Origin of the sequence: Hyunsoonleella aestuarii, from assembly GCF_006148925.1 — a bacterium.
Classification (GTDB): Bacteria; Bacteroidota; Bacteroidia; order Flavobacteriales; family Flavobacteriaceae; genus Algibacter_D; species Algibacter_D aestuarii.
This window is the reverse complement of the sequence record NZ_VAWB01000003.1, coordinates 368634-388162: the sequence shown is the minus strand read 5'-3', so window position 1 is coordinate 388162 and position 19529 is coordinate 368634. Positions and strand designations below refer to the sequence as shown.

19 protein-coding genes and 1 pseudogene are annotated in these 19529 nt (G+C 32.3%); 1 reads left to right on the top strand and 19 read right to left on the bottom strand.

What is annotated here, in order from left to right; translation table 11 throughout:
• Nucleotides 1–226 (top strand): annotated as a pseudogene (locus tag FEF17_RS14010) (SAM-dependent methyltransferase); the annotation flags it as partial.
• A gap of 63 nt (nt 227–289) precedes the next feature.
• Here the strand turns inward: FEF17_RS14010 and FEF17_RS14005 are convergent.
• From FEF17_RS14005 to FEF17_RS13915, 19 genes are all read right to left on the bottom strand, one after another.
• On the bottom strand, nt 290–736 hold the full coding sequence (locus FEF17_RS14005; protein WP_139003038.1) for a hypothetical protein: 447 nt from the start codon (nt 734–736) through the stop codon (nt 290–292).
• Between the two features lie 77 nt (nt 737–813).
• Nucleotides 814–2430 carry a glycoside hydrolase family 30 protein gene (locus FEF17_RS14000; protein ID WP_139003037.1) on the bottom strand — a complete coding sequence of 539 codons (1617 nt, stop codon included), beginning with the start codon at nt 2428–2430 and terminating at the stop codon, nt 814–816.
• Nucleotides 2431–2575: 145 nt separating this feature from the next.
• On the bottom strand, nt 2576–3334 hold the full coding sequence (locus FEF17_RS13995; RefSeq protein ID WP_139003036.1) for a fibrobacter succinogenes major paralogous domain-containing protein: 759 nt from the start codon (nt 3332–3334) through the stop codon (nt 2576–2578).
• A 149-nt stretch (nt 3335–3483) separates the two neighbouring features.
• Entirely contained in the window at nt 3484–4644 is a 1161-nt protein-coding gene (locus FEF17_RS13990; protein WP_344737317.1) for a serine hydrolase domain-containing protein, read from the bottom strand.
• A gap of 201 nt (nt 4645–4845) precedes the next feature.
• Nucleotides 4846–6279, bottom strand: a complete 1434-nt coding sequence (locus tag FEF17_RS13985) for an amidohydrolase family protein (RefSeq protein ID WP_139003035.1) — start codon at nt 6277–6279, stop codon at nt 4846–4848.
• A gap of 193 nt (nt 6280–6472) precedes the next feature.
• A complete protein-coding gene (locus FEF17_RS13980) occupies nt 6473–7204 on the bottom strand; it encodes an NAD(P)-dependent oxidoreductase (protein ID WP_139003034.1) in 732 nt (243 codons plus the stop codon).
• A gap of 218 nt (nt 7205–7422) precedes the next feature.
• Nucleotides 7423–8733 carry an ADP-ribosylglycohydrolase family protein gene (locus FEF17_RS13975; protein ID WP_246046860.1) on the bottom strand — a complete coding sequence of 437 codons (1311 nt, stop codon included), beginning with the start codon at nt 8731–8733 and terminating at the stop codon, nt 7423–7425.
• A gap of 87 nt (nt 8734–8820) precedes the next feature.
• Nucleotides 8821–9372, bottom strand: a complete 552-nt coding sequence (locus FEF17_RS13970) for a cupin domain-containing protein (protein ID WP_139003032.1) — start codon at nt 9370–9372, stop codon at nt 8821–8823.
• Between the two features lie 22 nt (nt 9373–9394).
• Nucleotides 9395–9955, bottom strand: a complete 561-nt coding sequence (locus FEF17_RS13965; protein ID WP_139003031.1) for a hypothetical protein — start codon at nt 9953–9955, stop codon at nt 9395–9397.
• A 63-nt stretch (nt 9956–10018) separates the two neighbouring features.
• On the bottom strand, nt 10019–11686 hold the full coding sequence (locus tag FEF17_RS13960; RefSeq protein ID WP_139003030.1) for a glycoside hydrolase family 26 protein: 1668 nt from the start codon (nt 11684–11686) through the stop codon (nt 10019–10021).
• 253 nt (nt 11687–11939) lie between these two features.
• A complete protein-coding gene (locus FEF17_RS13955) occupies nt 11940–12644 on the bottom strand; it encodes a T9SS type A sorting domain-containing protein (RefSeq protein WP_139003029.1) in 705 nt (234 codons plus the stop codon).
• A gap of 51 nt (nt 12645–12695) precedes the next feature.
• Nucleotides 12696–13559, bottom strand: coding sequence for a hypothetical protein (locus FEF17_RS13950; protein ID WP_139003028.1), 864 nt, complete (start codon nt 13557–13559; stop codon nt 12696–12698).
• A gap of 425 nt (nt 13560–13984) precedes the next feature.
• Complete coding sequence (locus tag FEF17_RS13945; RefSeq protein WP_246046859.1) at nt 13985–14371, bottom strand: hypothetical protein; 387 nt, start codon at nt 14369–14371, stop codon at nt 13985–13987.
• Between the two features lie 236 nt (nt 14372–14607).
• On the bottom strand, nt 14608–15267 hold the full coding sequence (locus FEF17_RS13940; RefSeq protein WP_139003026.1) for an SDR family NAD(P)-dependent oxidoreductase: 660 nt from the start codon (nt 15265–15267) through the stop codon (nt 14608–14610).
• 16 nt (nt 15268–15283) lie between these two features.
• On the bottom strand, nt 15284–15706 hold the full coding sequence (locus tag FEF17_RS13935; protein ID WP_139003025.1) for a VOC family protein: 423 nt from the start codon (nt 15704–15706) through the stop codon (nt 15284–15286).
• Nucleotides 15707–15876: 170 nt separating this feature from the next.
• Nucleotides 15877–16965 (bottom strand): alpha/beta hydrolase family protein, encoded by a 1089-nt coding sequence (locus FEF17_RS13930; RefSeq protein ID WP_139003024.1) that lies wholly within the window; start codon nt 16963–16965, stop codon nt 15877–15879.
• Between the two features lie 179 nt (nt 16966–17144).
• Nucleotides 17145–17363, bottom strand: a complete 219-nt coding sequence (locus FEF17_RS13925) for a hypothetical protein (protein WP_139003023.1) — start codon at nt 17361–17363, stop codon at nt 17145–17147.
• A 17-nt stretch (nt 17364–17380) separates the two neighbouring features.
• On the bottom strand, nt 17381–18229 hold the full coding sequence (locus tag FEF17_RS13920) for a hypothetical protein (protein WP_139003022.1): 849 nt from the start codon (nt 18227–18229) through the stop codon (nt 17381–17383).
• A 39-nt stretch (nt 18230–18268) separates the two neighbouring features.
• The gene (locus FEF17_RS13915; RefSeq protein WP_139003021.1) at nt 18269–19318 is read right to left on the bottom strand and encodes a tetratricopeptide repeat protein; all 1050 of its coding nucleotides are present in this window, start codon (nt 19316–19318) and stop codon (nt 18269–18271) included.
• Nucleotides 19319–19529 lie beyond the last annotated feature (211 nt).

The window sequence follows — 19529 nt, the reverse complement described above, 5'->3', positions numbered from 1 at the left end:
GGAAGAAGGGTCAAAAATGATAAGTAAGGAATACGGATGGAATCATGGACTAGGAGAAATAGTTTCAGCTTTAACCGAGGCAGGTTTACATATTGAATATCTTAAAGAATTTGATGAAAGCCCTTATGATGTGTTACCAGATTTAATTAAAACCGAATCTGGTATGTATGTTACAAAGGAAAAATTATACCCACTGATTTTCACATTAAAGGCAACCAAGTCTTAAAAAAAAGAAAGGGAATATAGTAATATTTACGAAGAAGCAATTACTTAGAATTAGTGCTGGTAACTATTTAATTTTCTTAAAAAGTAATGAAATCCAATATAGTATTGATGTTAGAAGTGCTCCAACTCCAATGCCATAGCTAAACCACCAAAACCATCTCATTGCTACCTGTCCACCCTGAAATGTTTCTTTTTCGGAAAAAGAGAATGAAAGATTACCAGCCAATAAGTAGGATATTGGAACCCAAAGAATTCCTGAAATTATTATGATTTTAAGGAATACAGAGAGAATTCTATTCAGTTTACCCGATGGCTTTCTCAAATCTTTTATGCCCCAATATATAGTTAGGGGTAATGAAATCATGCCAGTCCAAGTTATGAACGTTCCAAAAGGGATAGATTTACTGTTAACCAAAGCCCTTGTAAGTAAAGAAGAACCAGTAATCAAAAGTATAACTACAGTTAAAGTTAAAATCAGGGCAATGTAAAAATATGTTTTTCTTCTATTCATTTTTCTAATTTTTGTTAACGATTTTCCTAATTAAAGTATTCCAAATATATTACTTCTTGGTATTATTATATCCATTTTCATTTTTCATTGCCATGATGTTTTTTAAGAAGGATTGTTTGTAAAGATCTGGGGCCGATATTTATTGAATAAGTTGAATCATTTAATGATAGTGAAATCTCATATTGTTCTAGATTTTTATTGAAAACTACTAAAACAATTGAACCATCTTTGTTTTTAGCGGCCGTTTTAACGATACCTTCGACTTGTTCTCCTTCTAAACCTATTCGTTTTGAACCAGGACGAATAAATTTACTAAAGTGGCTCAACAGGTAATATAAGGGAGTGTAAATCACTTCGTCTGTTTTTGGATTGATCAGGACAGGTGCACTATTGAAATTATCATATGGATTAGGTTGGCCCTGATTGCTAAGAATCATGCACCACTCGATGTATCCTTGGGTTCCAGAATTTAAATCTTTGATTATATCGTAGGCATATGTATCGAATGGAATAAAGGTTCCGGCATAATCAGTACTCTCTCTCCAATATTGACCTATAGGATCATAAGCATCAATATCAATGCTTGATTCAGTGTGGATCATTCCTTTGTTCGGCCATTGTTTCCTATGTGTTCTCAAATCCTCGGCAAACCAATTATTATCATCAAGTTCTGAATTTGCATACCAGTGAAATGCTGTTCCCCAGGCATATTTTGCAGCTTCCGGATCTTCATAGGTTGGAGAAACATAGTTGTTCATAGTCGATTTATTGTGATCGTAGATCAGTATTCTTAATCCAACATCTAATTCATTAATATTTAAATGTCCATCTTTTACAAGTTGTGGACCGAGGTGATCCCTAAGAAAATCACGCCCTTGCTCAGGGGTAAACCCATTGCTGTCCCATCTTGCATCATTGGAATGCAGTGGTTCATTTTGAGGAGTAATGCCCCATAGATCAATACCCTGTTCTTTGTAAGCACTCACATACTTAGAAAGATAGGTTGCCCAAAGCCCATAATATTTAGGCATTAATGAGCCATTAGTCATTGAGCTGGTCTCACCGGACTTCATCCAAGATGGTGGGCTCCAAGGTGAAGCAATAATCTTGAATTCGGCTCCTGGAACTTTTGAGGCTTCTAAAATCATTGGAATAATATCATACCCCGGTTCTATAAGTTCAACACCGCGAACTTGATCATTCTCATTTCCGGTAAATCCTTTCAAGTCTTCGCGTATGCTAAAGGAGGAAAGGCTCTCATCTCCTTCATCAACGTAGGTATAATGACCGTTTGAATAATCACTGCTATTTATGTGTGTACGAGTAAGACTAAAACCAGCACCTTCTGTTGGACTAAATAATTTGATCAACACTTCCTTTCGCCGACTTTCTGGAATCGTGGCGAGATTCCAAGCTGAAGATTCGGTAAATGATGCACCAAAGCCAATGTAATCTTGAAATTCCTCATCTGGCAATAGTTGCAAATTAATTTTGTTTACTCTTTTGGAAGGGGTGATTCTTTCCCCCACATTGGTCAATTTGAGATTATCTCCATCTTGCGAAGTTTGATAAACATTTATATGGTATTCATGAGGTGATAATTTTAGCGCACAACTCCAAACAAAAGACAAAAACCCAAGGACTATAAAATAATTAATCTTTCGCGTTGGCTGAATTAAGGTTTGGTTCTTCATTTTATAGGTTTGTCTGTTAAATTTTATATTATAACTGCATATAACATTCTGGGATAGGAATAATGTTGGCTGGTGGAGAACTAATTTTTCAATTTTAAAAGCTCCATTATTTTATTCATTTAATTTTGTTTGAACAATTACGATGCTATTCTTTAATGCATCGAATACCTGATCCTATTCGAATAGAATTGTTACTGTAAAGTACATTTTTTGTATCAAAAAGTTGTACCAGAACTCTAGTTTTAGAGCCTATAGTCAGGCTTGTATTTATATTGGTTGTAGCCCAAGTACATATTCCTTGGCCTAGCGTTGGTCCACCAAAAGCATTAATGTAGCCATTCGGCAACCCATTAAAACCGATAGCATTTGTTCCATTTCCAGAACTAGGAAGCCATCCAGAAGATGATTTCAATGCAGTAGCCTCTTCGTTTTCAAACCCATTTTCTGATAAGTAATTTTCTAACTGTTCAAAATCATCTTGTGAAGGTATTCGCCATCCTTCTGGTGCTAATTTTCCACTTTCTATTGCCCAATGATTATACATTGCTCCATAAAAGTCAAATGGTAATTCTTCATCCAGCACATTATTTAAGTCACTAGTATCCGCCCATTGGTATTGTGGTATTTGATTGGGTAAATCAGCCCAATCCATTCCATTTAAATGTTCTGTAATTGGCTTGCCATCATTGAAAGATGTAGTCTTTAAATTTTCAACCATCCAAGTTTGATTTCCAATTGTAGCTGTATTGTAAACATTTCCATCAATGTCGGTTAAGGTTAATTGAGATTCTTGATTTTGGTTTACATTATCTTTTGCACATCCAGAAATCAACATTGCAAATAGAATAATTGAATTTTTTGTATTAATTCTCACCATGTGGTTTTTGTTAGCAGGTTTGTTCATTTTTAGTGTCTTCCAAGTTACTTGAACAATTATAGTTGCTTGTGGAAGTAGCTAACTTAATAAAAATAGTATGAATAAAAGGATAATTCAAAGGGATAGCTGAGTAAGGTTATTGCCAAACAATTACTTTTACACATGGCTGACATTAGTTAATTTTTCATTGTTTCAATTATCATTTTAACAAACTCATTGGTTTTGTTATTATCAAACCATCTTAATACAATAACTAAATCATAATCTGGTTCTATTATAATATAATTTCCTCCAAATCCAGAGGCGTAGAATGCGTTTGAAGAAATACTTGACAAATGAGGGTTTGATTTGTTTTGATTTAACCACCACATATAACCATAATTCTCATTTGGTTGGGACGGTGAAATCGCTTTTTTTATCCATTTATCTGAGACGATTGGTTTATTATCCCAATATCCATTGCTCAAAATTAACAATCCAAAACGTGCTTGGTCAAGCGTATTTATAAATAATCCTCCACCAGAATGTCCACCACCACTCACAGATTGAACTTTAACACCATCAATGTTAATCCAAGAATTTTCATATCCGTACCATCTCCATGTCGTTGAAGCACCAATTGGATCCATTATATGATTCTTTAAAATCTTGGGCAAGGGTTCTCTAAAAATCTCTAATAGAGAATAGGCAAGTAAATTAACCCGGACGTCGTTGTACTCGAATTTAGTTCCAGGCTCATTTAAGGTTCTGAACTTCCATTCATCTAGACCACCTTGTCTAGGAGGTCTGTCCGCCCAATCTAATCCTCCCCATAGTTCTCCACTCCAATCAGAAGATTGATTCAGTAAATGTTCCCACGTGATTTTTGAGTTATGTTTTCCGTTAAATTTTCCATTCCATACGTAATCTTTAACTGGCTCACTTACAGCGTTAATTAAACCTTTATCAAATGCAATTCCAGCAACTGTTGATAAATAACTTTTAGTTACACTAAAAGTCATATCAACTCGTTCCAAATCTCCCCATTTTGAAATTATGTATCCATTTTTAAGTATTACTCCTGCAGATTCTCCTCTCTTTTTGGTTGGACCAATAATTTGGTGATATGGCTCTGACTCAAATCCTTTAAGTATCGCTTGTCGCAAATCTTTTGTATCTCTATTGGCGCTTTCTTTAGCAATCTCAATTGCCCTGTAGAACTCCTTACTTTCAATATTGAAATCATTTGGAGATTTGGTTTCCCATTCGGAGTTTTTTAGAGGATAGTAATAATCAGTTTGTCCATTTAACAAATATGGCAAGATTATAAATAGTATTTTTTGAAATATTTTCATCATTGATTGGTTTATTGTTTTATCAGTGCTTAATTTTTACCAGGTGTTTATTTATGATTAGTTGCTTGTGTAAGCAACTAATTTAGCAAACAAAAGTGAACATGAGAAAATTCAATTGTTATTTTCCAAATAAACCCATGCCATAGCAATTAATTATGCAATTAATAACGAAGCTATATATGGTTGGGGCAATTTAGCAGTAGTTTATTTTTCAAATATGAGGTTTTCTAAATACCTCAGAGCAGAAGCTAATAGATTTTTCCGATTCTTGGCCTTTTCATTATAAGATTTTAAAGTTTCTCTATTTAATTTCCGCCCCTTCACAAAAACGTAGGTTGGATTCTCTAATGTCGCCAACTCAATAAAAGGGTTTTCATCGACTAATAATAAATTGGCAATCTTACCTGCTTCAATGGTTCCAAGTTGTTTCATTATGGAGTGGGTTTTAGAAGCATTAACTGTAGCTGTTTTCAATACTTCGTAATTAGAAAGACCTGCCTGTTTATAAAACGACATTTCTCTGTGGATTGAAAACCCTGGAACGGTTACGCCTATACCAGCATCTGTACCGCAGATTATATTTACCCCCGAATTATGTAGCTTTTTTACGATGGAAATGTGAAAATTGTGTTGATTTTTTATCCGATCTAATGCTGCTGGGTTAGCCCTTTTAGTATTAAACCATCGTTCAAATTGATTTTTACTATCTACTTTTTTGATGAGTGGATTAATAAACTCCAATGATTCTGAATCTAATATTGAATCATTAATCATCATTTGGTAGATATTATTAAATACTGTAATCGTGGGACTATAACTTGTGTGTTTAGATTGTGAAATTGAATCAATAATAGGTTGCAATTTAGTGGTATCCAAATCAAATTGTAAAGGTTGTTGTACAATTTCTTCGGCATGTTCAATGGATTTAATCTGTGGATTTAAATGATATGAAAATGGCACTTTTTGAGAGGGATGAGCAACAATATCGATTTCAGAAATTTTAGCTTGTTCAATCACAGCATCAAAAATTTCTTTATCCAATCCGTAATATGTTTTGATTAAGTCGTAACCTCTTTTTTTGTATGAAATTACCTTTTCTTTAGCCTCGTTAGGATTAGTTAGATTCAAATTATCGTCACCTATGAATTCTTGACCGGTTAACTTTGGCCCAGTAGTAAAAAATACTGGTGAAAAAATATTGTCTTCAATAACGTCTTCTTTAATTCTCAAATGCATAGGCATACCCCATAGATTTCTAACAGCTGTTACACCATTAGATAGGTATAGTCCGAGTTCATATCTATCCCACACATGAACGTGCATATCGATAAGGCCTGGTGTTAAGTATTTGTTTTTAGCATCAATAATTTCAATTCCCTTGACCTCAATATTGTCGGCAATCTTTTCAATTATGCCTTCTTTTATATGCACCATTTTATCTACTAAAACAGTGTCTTGATTCATTGGAACAATATTAACATTGGCAATTATAAAAGAATTATTGGATGTTAGGTCATTCTTATTGATTCGTAAGTAGCTGGTTTCTAATGAATCAACCCAAAATATAATAATTCCAATTAATACAAGTACTCCAATAAGAGCAAAGACAAATTTTAAAATTCGTTTTAGTAATTTCATGTATCTAATAAAGGTTAAGGTGTTTGTATATGATTATTTTATAGGTAAAATTGCTTAATACTTTCAGGGGTTCATGAAAGATAATTAATTCGCATGAATTCCGATTGAGAAATTCCGCAACAATTAATTTAACTGTTGTAAGTAACTTAATTATTCATCTATTTTTTCATATGTAATCTAGAATTCGAAATTTTTAGTTTAGAGATGACTTATTATATATTACAGGCATTTGCCCTTTCCATTTATTCCATAAATCATTATCACCAATTAGACTTGCCATGAAATGACCAACATTAATACGACTAGTTTTTCCAGCGTTAAAAATTGCACTTCTAATAGGAGATGGATGTATTTCATAATTGGTTATTTTATCTTCATCAATTAAACTGTCTGGTCTTACCGCAGCCCATTCAATAAATTGGTTATTTTTCCCAATATGTGTGCGTAAATAATCTGCTGCTTTTTCATTATCAACATGAGGAGGTAATAGAAGTCTTAAAAGTCCGATAACGCATTTTTGGGCAAAGGAAATAGGCTCATTTAAATCAACGTTACGATTACCTGTCGTGTTCATTAATACAAATTTTATAGGACTATCGGGCTTATTTGTTTCAATAGCATTACATAGTCTACGAGTGGCATCTGTAACCAGCTTTCTGGGTTGTCCATAAATACCTTTCAAATTCAAGTTATGTCCTAAACAAGAGGCTATTGCTTGACAACCAAGAGTCAATTCCATCATTTCTTTATCACTTAAATCTAAAAGACTTGCAGAAATAATTTCTATATGTTCATTACTTTTCCATGATTCTGGCAATTTTTCAGGAGACCTTGCAACAGCCTTAACATTATGCCCTTGAATTAAAAGTTGTTGAATTAACTGTCTTCCTGTTGCTCCACTGGCACCTGCTACTAATATTGTCATAAATTTTGTTATAAGAAATTGATGCTTAATAGACGATATATAAGTTTATATGTTACAGCTATAAGAATTACAAAAAACATGTTTGTATATTATTTCGTTACGTGTTTAAGATACTAATTTAGCCAATACAAATCGAACAGAAAATCTGGGAGGACTTTAGTAAGTAGGCGAGCAATTGCAATTACTTAAATGCATTGTTGGTAGTTTTTTATTTTTTATTATTGTTCTGAAGGGATTATCCAAGTATTATTCTCTTCATCAATTTTTCCTCCTATTTCTTCTAACACAACTCTGTCAGTTATCATAAGGCCTTTTTTTGACATCTCTTCAAATGTAATTATACCATTTTCTGGGAAGTTTTGTCTTGTTCTGTGAATATTAAATCGATTTGAAAATGTCCGACCAAAAGTGTTTTCTATTCCATCTTTTCCAATAATAAATCCAATCAGGCCTCCCCAAGTTGCGGTAGGATTATCTGAATCCCAGCCTGCAAGCGTTCCAATTTTTATAGTTTCTTTTAAATCGCCCTCTCCATAAAATAAACTAACTAAACTTGCGGCAAAATTTATTCCTGCTGCAAAACAGCCATTACAATATAATTTTCTTGATGTTAAGTTGTATCCATCTTTTTGGTTAACTTGATATCTGTAGTAAAGAGAATCTCTAGTTTGTTCCCAAGGTATACCAGACTCATATAAGTGGCGAGTATAATCATACATTTTTGCTGGATAGGAATCATTTGGGAGTATTTCTCTTGATTTATTTGACATCCAAAGTATTTTTTCTTTCATACTGCTATTAGAATCTGTAGCATATACAAGGGAATACATTGATACATAAAATTTTGAAATATCCTCTGCTTCTTGTCTAGCAGTCGTTTGTATTGGTAATTCAGCTATTTTTAATGCTATATCTGGTCTTGTAGGTGCAAATAGACCAAATATTTCAGTGGTTAATTGGGCATCAATCATATCATAATGTTCATTGAGTTTTGGGTTTCCTGTTTCTGGTGGAAGAATACCAGCCTTCATTAAATCGAATGCTTTTTGATTAGATACCCATAGATAGTTTTCCTCTTCGGACTTTATGTGCTTTAGCCAACCATTTTGTATTTGTTTTGGAGTAAGTATATTAACTTTATTAATATATAAAAGGTGTTGATACATAAATTCTATGTCTGTATCATCATCTGCTCCCCAAATTTCATCCCTGCTCTTAAATACAAAGTCTATAGTAGACGATAAGTCGCTGGGAAGTCCTTCTCCCCAAATACTTGGTTGGTCAGGTTTTCCCCAATCGTCTCTAGTGTAAAAATCACCTGTTTTTATTTCCCCTAGATTACCAATTTTATCCATTTCTGTGACTAAACCAGTCCAGTTAGCGATGCATTGACCTAGCCAAAATCCGTATAATTGGTTTTGGTAATTAACTCTTGAAATAATAATATTTTGCGTTTTATTATCAGCATTTATACTTTCCTTATTACTTTTTGAGATACAAGAATTCAAAATGAATAAATTAAGTGACATTAAAATCAAATTTCTCATAATTACTGTTTACTTGTTTGTTTAAATTGTTCAGACAACCCCAATAAGCTATAAAGTTGTTATGAGGAGTTATAGGCAATATGTCTTGATTAACTCTTCTTTTATTTTCTTAGATTTTTTTGATTTAGCAATGATTTTAAAAATCCATTCTATATAAGAAAATAACCCTGGTAAATTCGTTCCAGACATAGTTGCAATGATAGCTAAGTGACAAAAACTTTTTGGAATTCCTTTTTTATTCACCAATCCGTCAGAAGCTAATCCATATACTATAGCAAGCGAGTTTTCAAATCCTTGATGACCAGGAATTATGGTTGCACGGAATTTTGTGGGCTTTTCAGAATCAGAATAAAAACGATGAATTTCGTTTCTTTTAATGGTTGCTCTATCACCTGGAATTAGTTTCGTTTTTCGTTTTCCAATTTGCACTATGAGCTCTCCAGACTGAACCTCAAAAGTTTCATCATATGTCTTGTGGTAATGCAAATTAAGTCCTCCTTTAGGTTCTAGATGGATATCTAGAACGCTTTTTTCACCATTGGTTGATTTCGAGGTATGAACATAGGTGACTTCATCCTTTATTATTGGATTGATAATTGTTTTTCCTTGAAGCGCAGTCATTTTGTAGTATTACGTAGTTTTCTTATCCTTTAAACATGGGTAGAATAATCCCAATTTGCAGTAAAATAAATACTAGAATTACCACTATTCCATGTAATGTAAAACTCTTATTTCTTGAAAGTAAGAAAGCGAAACCGATAAAGATGAGATTGATGGTAAAATCATAAATTGAAACTTTGTTGGCAACAACTCTGTTGATGAACAGAAAAATCATCATTATGACAAGAAGAGAAAACATATAGTTTGACTGCTCGAAATACCATGATTTTAAATCGAACTTTTCCTTGGGAACTTTATCAGGAATCACAGCCATTACAAATAACAAATGACATACTGTTGGTATTAAAAACAATAATAGTCCAAGAGCAGACTCAGAATAAAAGCTAGTCAATTCTATTTTAAGGTTAAACCACATAATTATTAAACTTTCGAATGCCATAAATGCCCACGCCAATGGTATCCAATTCCATGAAATACGTTTTCGGGCTTTTAGCATAACGTGAAGGCTGTGCAATAAGTTGGTCATACCTAGTCCAACAAGAACAGATATAAATGTAATTAAGTAGTTGAATTGATCAATCATGAATGGGTTTCTTATTTATATCATGTTTATAATTCTGGCATATTTATCTCAAATTGTTTTAACCTATTCAAAAACTACATCATCAATATATATATGATGTGGTTTACCATTAGCTTGTGAAAAAATAACTAATCCTGACCTAATACAAGTCATATCTTTATTCTTTAATTTAATGGTATATTTTTTCCATTTCGTTGTAAGATTAATTTCTTTATGCTCTATTACACTATCTGGAAATGGCTTGTCTTTTTTTATGAGTCCAAAACCAATTTTAGTCGATAATTTATTTTCATTTGACTTTGCCCAAAAACTAAATTGGGTAGCACCCGAAAGATCATAACCACCTTCAATATCTCCCCAATCATCTGGTGGCGTAACTAAACCTAGACCATACCATTGGTGATAATCGTTATAAGAGAGTTTTAGCGAAGATGTACCAGAATAAACATCTTTTTTACTTTTTAAGTCCACAGAAATACCTTCGTGGTTTCCCATATAAGCACTAGGAAAGAAATGAATATTTTCACCATCTCGATAAACATAGAATGGCAAATTCATTTTCTTTATTACCACATTTTTATCTTCTAATTTTGCTGCTTTATTAATAAACTCTTTAGCGTTTTGTAAAGGTTTAAAGCTCAATTCACCAAATAGTTTAGAAGATTGCTTTAAATAATGATCATTGTTTATCTCTTTAAACCAAGCTTCAGATACTTTCACATTGTTATAGAGGCGACTGTCTTTCCATTCTGAAATACCTTCAATTCCCATATTTGGCCAGTTCTCGTTTATAAAGCTAATTGCCTTTATATTCTTGTTGTAAATAAACGAAAAGTAATTTGCAAACCAGTTATCCCATACTTCCGTATTTTCTTTGGGAATACCATTTATCGGGCTAGATTCGGCAATCATCACAGGTTTTTTATGCTGTTTAGCAAAATTTAAGACATTGTCGCAATCGGATCCAAAGTCCTTACCATTGTATGCATGTCCGAAAACAGATATAGCGACCCAATCTACATAATCATCACCAGGATACCATGCTGACAATGGATAGTTTTTATAAGGTTTCGATGCGTATGAATGCCAAACGAATGCGACATTATCAGCGCCTTCAACACTTATTAAATCAACAATATGCTTATAGGCTTTTACAAATTCATCGGGTTCTAGTTCGTTGTGAGGACCATCAAACTCGTAACCTATTCTTAAATATATTGGTCTATTAGCACTTTTAGCCCAAGTACTAAATTGTTTAATAACATTGTCGTATACACCACTTCCCGCATTTTTTGCTATATCCCATTTTCCTAACATCCACATGGCGCTTTGTATTATAGTATTTGGAAATTTATCAACAATCATTTGATGATGTTGTGTGTTACCAGCACTATACTTATAGGGCTCAATAAAACCTTTAAATTCAGAAACACCCCAATAAGAAGCCCAACCGCTTGGCTTTTTTTGGTCTGGAAATTGATCTAAATATGCTGAAATTGCTTCAGTGGTTTGACCCATAATTAATAGTGTTAGTCCTTTAGGTGGGACATACTTTGTTTGCTCGTAGTCATAAACATATGCTGGATTAACAGTCCTATCGATCATTGCAACCATTTCTTCTATAGATCTATTGGATTGCTCTTGTTCTTGTGAATAGACATGCTGACTCAATACAACAATTGTTGCAGTTAAAATAAAACCGACAACATACTGTTTATTAAAATAACTCATTGTTTAGTGATTGTATAATGAACCGCAACATGTTTGTGTATAAATTCGTTGCGTGGTTAAGCAACTAATTTAAAAAAAATGGAACGAACCAAAGGAAATTCCGAAGGAATTTCCAAGTAGTTGGTAAGCCAGAAATTGGCTATGTGCGTTTTTGGTATTTCGTTTCTTAGCTAGAAAATTCAAATAAAATGTCAATTTCAGAATATGTGAAAATATTAGTAATAATTTTTTAGAATTAAATTATTATTTTGGATTATTCTTTTACAATTTTATATGATTTTGAAAAGTGAGAATCCTCATCAGTAACTTTTAACAAATAAACAGTTTTTGGTAAATACGACATTTCAATGGTTGAATTTTTAGTTTTTAAAATTTGTTGACCAAAAAGACTATATAATTCAAACGATAGATTTTTATTGCTATCAATTTTCAGCACTGAAGTTGTTGGGTTCGGGTAAATTACAATTGCTCCAAATTCTTTTTCAAAATCTTTAATAATAAGTGTAGAACCTACGGAAGAAGCAGTTATTGATGAAAAACTTAGGTTAGAACTAAAAGAAACTTCTATCCAATCCTCAAAAGTATCGAAATCACTTGGCTGATAATTTTCCCAATCATTTCCTTCAAAAACCTCTAGAACTAAATTAGCCTCTGGTATTGAATTTAGTTCATCATCATCTTCATAATAAAGTTTAATATCGCCTATATAATTACTTAATTCGGTAGGCGTAACATTGTACACTCTGTTTATACTAGTATTTCCTGTAACAACGGGTATGTTGGTATAAGTTATCGTTTTACCACTAATTGGATAGTCAGCAATAGGACTTAATTCAAGACCTCCAATATTTATGGAAGCTCCATTTTCAACCGTAATGTTACTAGAACTATCCACAGTTAATTCTTGCCCATAAACAATCGAAGAAAAAAGAAATAAAAAAAGTTGTATTTTTTTCATGATTTACTATTATCTATAAGATTAATAAAGTAACTCAGTTTAGTCTTATTTTTATGATCCTGTGTAACCAATTCCACCTATAATTATCCATGTTGCTCCCGTGGATTGAAATGTAACAGACTCCCAAGCAGTGTCTAATGTAATTGTTGTATTACCATCAATTGTCGTAGAGGAACCTATATTTATATTGTTATCTGCATTTCCATCATGTTTAACAACATATATCCTTCCTCTGCAACTGCTAGGGGCAGGTAATGTTAAAGTAATATCTCCAACAGTATTCTGAGGAATTATGGTGTAATCATCAGCACCAGCGGTATATGTATCTCCAACATTAATTGTAACAGCCTTAGATATACTTCCATTAACTTCTAAGGTGCTTGCGGGTGTTTCAGAACCAATACCTACTTTTCCATCTGCTTTAATTGTAAGGCTTGATTCACTATCCTTATTAATAAAATCAAATTGCATAGGAATAATTCCAGGCGTTACATTTCCGTCAACAGACACTTCCAAAGATGCACCAAAATGGTACCCAGCTCCATCATGTCCATAAAAGCTTAGATAAGAAACTTCATCATTATCTACAAGAGTAGATAAAGCTCCTATCGTTCCATTGGCTTTTGCAAAGTCTATCCTTGCTCTAGAATTTGCACCATTGGAAATTGCTGTTAATGTGATGCCGGCTGAGCCACCTTCTTTAACTAAGTTCAGGTCTCTCCCCCCGTTTAAATAACTAGAACCAGGTCCGCCACCTAGGTTAAGATTGCCAAACTGATTAACTCTTAAAAAGTTTGTTCCATCATTTTTGTTAATCTCAAAATTACCACCTGCGCCTAAGGTGTTAGTAATATCCTGTGCCTGTATTGTAAAAGTAAGATTTGCAATAAAAACAAGTGTAAATAGTTTTTTCATTATTGTTACTCTTTTAATGTACTAATTTAAGTTTTTTAATTATTAAAAATAAATATATTATCAATTTTAATGAATGTACAACGACAGGGCTGCACTCAGTGCGAACCTGGTTTTACAATTGTTGTAACTGCAAGTTGCATAAAATTGTAATTCCAATATTGGGCACACCAAATTGTGTTTAGCTAAAGATATTTAGAGTTTTTAAGGGGGATAATCAATAAAGGCTTAAAAGCGCCGAAAGGGGGAGGTTGTAAATTAATTTTTTTAGGCGTTAACCGAATTACACATCATCGGTTTTGTATAAGTTTAGTTGAATGTCTCATGCAACTAATTTAGCAATTACAAACCAGATAGAAAATCTGCAAGGATTCTCGTAATTCGCCTAGAAATAACAATAAACTATAGACGATTTTGTAGCCAGTTTTTTATGTTTCGTGTTGACCCACTTTAATCACTTTTTCATTTTCAAAGTAAACATCTAAAACGGCAGGGTCAATGTTGAATAATCCTGGAACAAATCCAAGCCCATAAGCGATATGATTTTTAGAGTAAGAGTAATAATCATTTCCGAGCAGTAAAACTATTTCGTGTTTAGTCTTTCCGATTAATATTTTACTTTCAATTATGTTTTCGGATATTTTATATCTCTCTTCGGGATTTGATTCCCACGTTTGTTTGTCAAAATGATTAATTGGATAATAAGAAATCGAAAAAATCCAAAAATAAATTAATCCAACATATACAATTGGGGTTAACATAATAGTTGGAATTATCGCTAAATATTTAATGTTTTTATCATTTCCAAAATTCATTTTTGTTAAAATCCATTTGCATAAAAAATATATTGTAATCGCGATGGTCAAAATTATAATTGGTACTTAAAAACCCATTTTATTGATGCTTTTAATTGGCTGCGGTCTGGTATAAAAATAGTAGCGTATTTTTGCACACTAACTTTTCAATTAAACACTAACTTTTTTTATATTTAAATACTTTAGTTTTAGTTATTAAACCACTATTACTAATACATAATGTTATCCAGCTTATTTTACCATTCTCTTATTTTTCCTTGATGCCAAAAGTTTCCACTTTCAGGAACTCTATTTAGTAATTTTTTTATATCATTAGCAACTTCTGTTGGTTTTCTTGTAGCATCATTTCCTCCCATATCAGTTTGAGTCCATCCAGGGTCAAAAGACGAGACAATTATATTTCGATTTTCAAGTCTTTTTGCCAGTAGTTTTGTGTACATATTTAAGGCAGATTTTGACATTTTATAATGTGGTTGAAATTCATCAAAATTCTTTTCGCTGAACGAACCCCAATCAGAAGTAACATTGACTATTTGCCCATTTTTATTAAATTTAGGAATCAACTTTTCAGATAACTCAATTGTTCCGAATAAATTCACATTAAACGTCTGTCTCAAATAGTCGAGGTTTATTAAAGATTCATTCCAGTTTTCTATTAAAACCCCAGCATTATTAAGAAGGAAATCAATCTTTATGTTTCCAATGATATTAACGAATTCATTTATAGATTCACTTTCGGAAAGATTTAATTGAAAACAATCAAAATTTGATTTTGAGATTGAACAATTTCCAGAAGTAGAAGTTCCAATAACTTTTATGTTATCATTGTCTGTTAGTAGATCAACTGTTGCAAGTCCAATTCCTCTACTACATCCAGTTATTATTCCTGTTTTCATTTTCAGTTAGATGGGTTTAAATTTCAGAATCATAACAAACAAATTCAACAATATTTGATTCAGGGTCTTTGATAAAGATAGACTTCCATTTGATCCACTCAAAAATTTCCGTTACATATTCGATATGATTATTTTTAAAGAAATTTAATAAATTCTCATAGTCTTTCTTGTCAATTTCAAGAGCAAAATGATGTAAAGTACTGTTAATTGTTTTAATATCTTTAAACTTTTCATTAAATGCATTTAGGTTTGATTTAGCGAATAACGCAAGAGTCTGAAAATGCCCTCCATAACCAACTGCGATTTTGAAAAAAGTATAATTTTCAGATTCATTTATTAATTCAAGTCCAATAGTTTGATTGTAGAATTTTTTCATCAATTCCATATCTTTGACTCGTAATATTATTTCTCCTAATCCTTTAACTTTATTGTTTATCATTCTGATTTTTTATATGCCACACAACGAGTTTGACAATGTTTTCGTTACGTAAATATTTGCGATCATTATGCGCCGTTAACCGAAGATAGCAAATTTGCGAGGACTTTCCGAAAGGAAAGTCAGAAGCAATGAACTATAGCAGGTGTTGTATAGAGTACTTTTATTTCGAACTATTTAAACGCTAAAATCCAATCGGAAATTTCATTCAAAAAATTAGCTACAAACTTTTTTTCACGTGTTATGTTTTTATCTCTCGTACCTGATGTTGCTTTTTGAAAAAAATGATTCGCATTTTCAAAAGTCAAAAAATCATATTTTGTTCCTGATTCAAGTAGTGCATTCTCCATACGATCTTTATTTTGGTCAATGGTTACTTGAAAATCCATACCCCCAAATAAGCCCAAAACAGGAACTTCTAATCTTTCATAGTCTGCAGAAGGGTCATAGTAAAGAAAAGATGTGAGTGAAGGTAATGCATAAATTATTTTAAATTCATCAGTTTGTGCAATGGCTTGTCGCTTAATTTTTTTAGAATCCGTCTTGCTTTCTAAATTCAATTCATGCAATATGGATTCTGTTGTTAGTTTGAATAATTGATAAGCTTCATCAAAATGCTTATCATCTTCAATTGATTTCATCAGTTTGTTGTGTGCTGAAACATGAGCTTCGATCAATGCTTTTGAAATATTAGCTTGATTATATTCCTGTCGGACTTGATAAAGAACCACTTCTACAAGTGGTACTGCCGGAGCACCCATTAAAATTACTTTTTCAACAGATTCATTACCTACAGCAACTTTCGCAGCAAGTATACCCCCTTGACTATGCCCAAACATTATGAAACTTTTAAAAGTATAATTTTGTGAAACTTTAAAATAATGCATTATACTTTCCAAGTCTTTTGAATGATCTTCGATTGTGCTATTTACGAAATCCCCGGTGCTTTTATTTACTCCTCTATCATCATAACGGAAAGATGCAACGCCTTTTGAAGCCAGATGATCTGCTAAAATTTTAAAAATCTTAAAGTCTTCTAAGGTTTCATCTCTATCTTGTGGGCCGCTTCCCGAAGTCATTATTACCAAAGAAGGTATGGCTAGATTAATTGGAATGGTCAAAGTTCCACCAATATTAACATCATTTGTTTTGATTATTAGGTCTAAATCAATCGAATTTTTGTGATTATTATTACTATTTTGAGCTTTTATAAACTGAATAGACAGAATGGAAACTAACGCTATGATTACTATTTTTTTCATGCTTCAAAATTCCGATAGGAACGCATGAAAAAAAATGAACTAGTTTAAGACTTTTACATTCTGTTGACTTTAGAAAGATTTTACTTGTAAATATTGGAGTAATTTTTCTCTACAGATTCCTAATTATTCTGAACCTTATTTAGTTTGAATAAAATAAGGTGATTGTTGTTGGAAACAGTTTATTTCTTTTTATCCGTAATCTTATTTAAAGTTGGTATCACGATTGTTCCTATTATAGAGAATGACCTGAACTCATTGCGATTGTGAATTGCAGAACTACATAGCCCTGTTTTACTGTAACCTCCCATAGCCAAAGTTGTCCCAAGTACTTTCATTTCTGTTTCTCCAAAGTCTCCAACAAAAAAAACAACTATTCCTAAAAGTGCACTAATAGACAATGCAATAATGAATGTCCTTAGAAAAACTTCTTATAATCTAAATTTATATTGTTATTTCGTTTTCTCAATGCAATTAATACTGCAGAAAGGAGCAGAATGGTAATTCCAATTATTTTCCCTATCCAATTCTGTTTGTTGCTATCACCAGCTCTTACCCATATTTGTTCATGGAATAAGGAAGGTTCTTTTAACAGCTTAAAAAGTTCTTCGTTCGAAGGGTTCGCTGCATAAGTCTTGTCTTCGATTTTATTAATTCTTGTTAGTCCATTATAATAATCTAGATTTTCAACGAACGAAGTATCCGCAATTTGACTGTTCCATATAGTTAAACTATCATTTTTCATTTTAAGCCATACTGCAAACCATTTTTTTTCTTGGTCAATAATATTTAGAAAGTACTTGTTTTTGTAAGATTTTAATACAATCCTCTTTTCAAGTTTTTTCTCAAAGTCATGAATGAAGTATCCTTTCTCCAGGTTTATTTCATATGCCGGTTCTTTTGCAGTATAATAGATGTCTTTATCCAACCTCAATATTATTTTTTGAGTGGTATCTTTATCCTTTATTATTAACGTACTTTCTTTAAATTCTACATAAGTAGAATCATTTTTTAAACTTTCTACAAGAGCATAAATGGAATCCTTATGTATCCAATTGGTACCGTAAATAATACAGTGTTTGTCATTTAATCTTTCAATATCATAATAGATCTGTTCTTCTTTTTTTAGAAATTGGCCATTAAGGAATTCAGGTAATACTTGAACAATTTCACCTTTATTTGGAATAGGATTCTCAAATAAAAGTATTGTGCATCCAGAGAAGAATATCAATAGCAATGATAAAAAGAACAACCTTAGTTTTTCCATTTTGTTTCTTTAAAAAATTTATACCAGAGAATACAAATCCTAAAATGCTGAAAAATAGGATTTGTATTGATAAGCAACCACATTTGGTGCTAGATCAATTGCTGGTATTGCTGTAAATCTTGGATAATTAGGAATCAATTTTTCAGCTTTGTCAATATATTCATCTCCTAGTTTATTATTCCCCAATCTGCCTTCAACCATGCCAAGCCAGCCATAACACCAGGCTTCTATTAACTGGGGTTTTTTGACTGCGGTATTTAAATAGAGAAGAACGTTTTCTTTAAATTTATTTAATTCCTTGTCTTGCTTATCTCCGCCTCTCATGGCCCCATATAAATGTGCGCGAGCAACATCAAGATACAAGATAACTTGCTGAGGATCTCTGTTAATTACCTTATTAAAGCATTCTTTAGCCTTAACCTTTTTGTTAGTCATTAAATAGGCTTTACCCAACTTTACAAGAGCTTCGTTGCTTTCGCCATTGGTATCAATGTAGGTTTTCCAATGCTTAACAATGTCAAAATCTGGTTCTTTGGATTTTAAGATGAGTTCACCTTGAGCGGCATAAAGCAAATCCACACTCTTTAGAGTTTTAAGGTATGTTTTTGCTATATCCATATTTCCGCCTATTTCCTCTGGTAATGAACCATAAATATCTATTAGGAATAATAAAGATTCTCTGCAATCAGGCTTTATAGCTAAAATATTCTTTAATGTTTCTGTACATAGATTTAGGTTTTTAGTTATCAATTCTTTATTGTTAGTTTTCATGGCTTTATAGGCCTCTAGCATGTGTAAATTGGCTAGATAGAATCTGTACTTTAGATTCTTCGAATCATAGTCTAATGCTTTAATGATATGGTCTATTTTCTTATCATTTTCCAATGATCTGGCTAACTCGAAATAAGCTAAAGCATTTGTTGAATCGGATCTTATAATTTTGGACAAAACATTTATTGCCTCCTCGGTATGGCCGTCCATTCTTAGCTCATAGGCTTTGATTATTTCATTAGTATTGTTTTGGCAGTACAATAAAAACATAGGTTGCATTGCTAAAACAAACACGAAGTACTTCACAATTGTTTTCATGATTTTTAGGTTAGTTAATAAACTAGCTTAGATTTAATGATATAAGCTAAGTCTTAGAGTAACAATATGAAATGACATTTGTCAGTAATCAATATTTTATTCCGGATTTGTTTCTAAAATTGAAATGCTTTTAGGAATTATACTATTTGTTTTATCTAATACTGTTTCTCAAATTGTAGCCAACAGTCTAGTATAATCACCAGATAGAGGC

What these genes read in the sequence shown, in the direction of transcription:
- FEF17_RS14005 (WP_139003038.1), bottom strand. Translation starts at nt 736, where the DNA reads ATGAATAGAAGAAAAACATATTTTTACATTGCCCTGATTTTAACTTTA.
- FEF17_RS14000 (WP_139003037.1), bottom strand. Translation starts at nt 2,430, where the DNA reads ATGAAGAACCAAACCTTAATTCAGCCAACGCGAAAGATTAATTATTTT.
- FEF17_RS13995 (WP_139003036.1), bottom strand. Translation starts at nt 3,334, where the DNA reads ATGAACAAACCTGCTAACAAAAACCACATGGTGAGAATTAATACAAAA.
- FEF17_RS13990 (WP_344737317.1), bottom strand. Translation starts at nt 4,644, where the DNA reads ATGATGAAAATATTTCAAAAAATACTATTTATAATCTTGCCATATTTG.
- FEF17_RS13985 (WP_139003035.1), bottom strand. Translation starts at nt 6,279, where the DNA reads ATGAAATTACTAAAACGAATTTTAAAATTTGTCTTTGCTCTTATTGGA.
- FEF17_RS13980 (WP_139003034.1), bottom strand. Translation starts at nt 7,204, where the DNA reads ATGACAATATTAGTAGCAGGTGCCAGTGGAGCAACAGGAAGACAGTTA.
- FEF17_RS13975 (WP_246046860.1), bottom strand. Translation starts at nt 8,733, where the DNA reads ATGTCACTTAATTTATTCATTTTGAATTCTTGTATCTCAAAAAGTAAT.
- FEF17_RS13970 (WP_139003032.1), bottom strand. Translation starts at nt 9,372, where the DNA reads ATGACTGCGCTTCAAGGAAAAACAATTATCAATCCAATAATAAAGGAT.
- FEF17_RS13965 (WP_139003031.1), bottom strand. Translation starts at nt 9,955, where the DNA reads ATGATTGATCAATTCAACTACTTAATTACATTTATATCTGTTCTTGTT.
- FEF17_RS13960 (WP_139003030.1), bottom strand. Translation starts at nt 11,686, where the DNA reads ATGAGTTATTTTAATAAACAGTATGTTGTCGGTTTTATTTTAACTGCA.
- FEF17_RS13955 (WP_139003029.1), bottom strand. Translation starts at nt 12,644, where the DNA reads ATGAAAAAAATACAACTTTTTTTATTTCTTTTTTCTTCGATTGTTTAT.
- FEF17_RS13950 (WP_139003028.1), bottom strand. Translation starts at nt 13,559, where the DNA reads ATGAAAAAACTATTTACACTTGTTTTTATTGCAAATCTTACTTTTACA.
- FEF17_RS13945 (WP_246046859.1), bottom strand. Translation starts at nt 14,371, where the DNA reads ATGAATTTTGGAAATGATAAAAACATTAAATATTTAGCGATAATTCCA.
- FEF17_RS13940 (WP_139003026.1), bottom strand. Translation starts at nt 15,267, where the DNA reads ATGAAAACAGGAATAATAACTGGATGTAGTAGAGGAATTGGACTTGCA.
- FEF17_RS13935 (WP_139003025.1), bottom strand. Translation starts at nt 15,706, where the DNA reads ATGATAAACAATAAAGTTAAAGGATTAGGAGAAATAATATTACGAGTC.
- FEF17_RS13930 (WP_139003024.1), bottom strand. Translation starts at nt 16,965, where the DNA reads ATGAAAAAAATAGTAATCATAGCGTTAGTTTCCATTCTGTCTATTCAG.
- FEF17_RS13920 (WP_139003022.1), bottom strand. Translation starts at nt 18,229, where the DNA reads ATGGAAAAACTAAGGTTGTTCTTTTTATCATTGCTATTGATATTCTTC.
- FEF17_RS13915 (WP_139003021.1), bottom strand. Translation starts at nt 19,318, where the DNA reads ATGAAAACAATTGTGAAGTACTTCGTGTTTGTTTTAGCAATGCAACCT.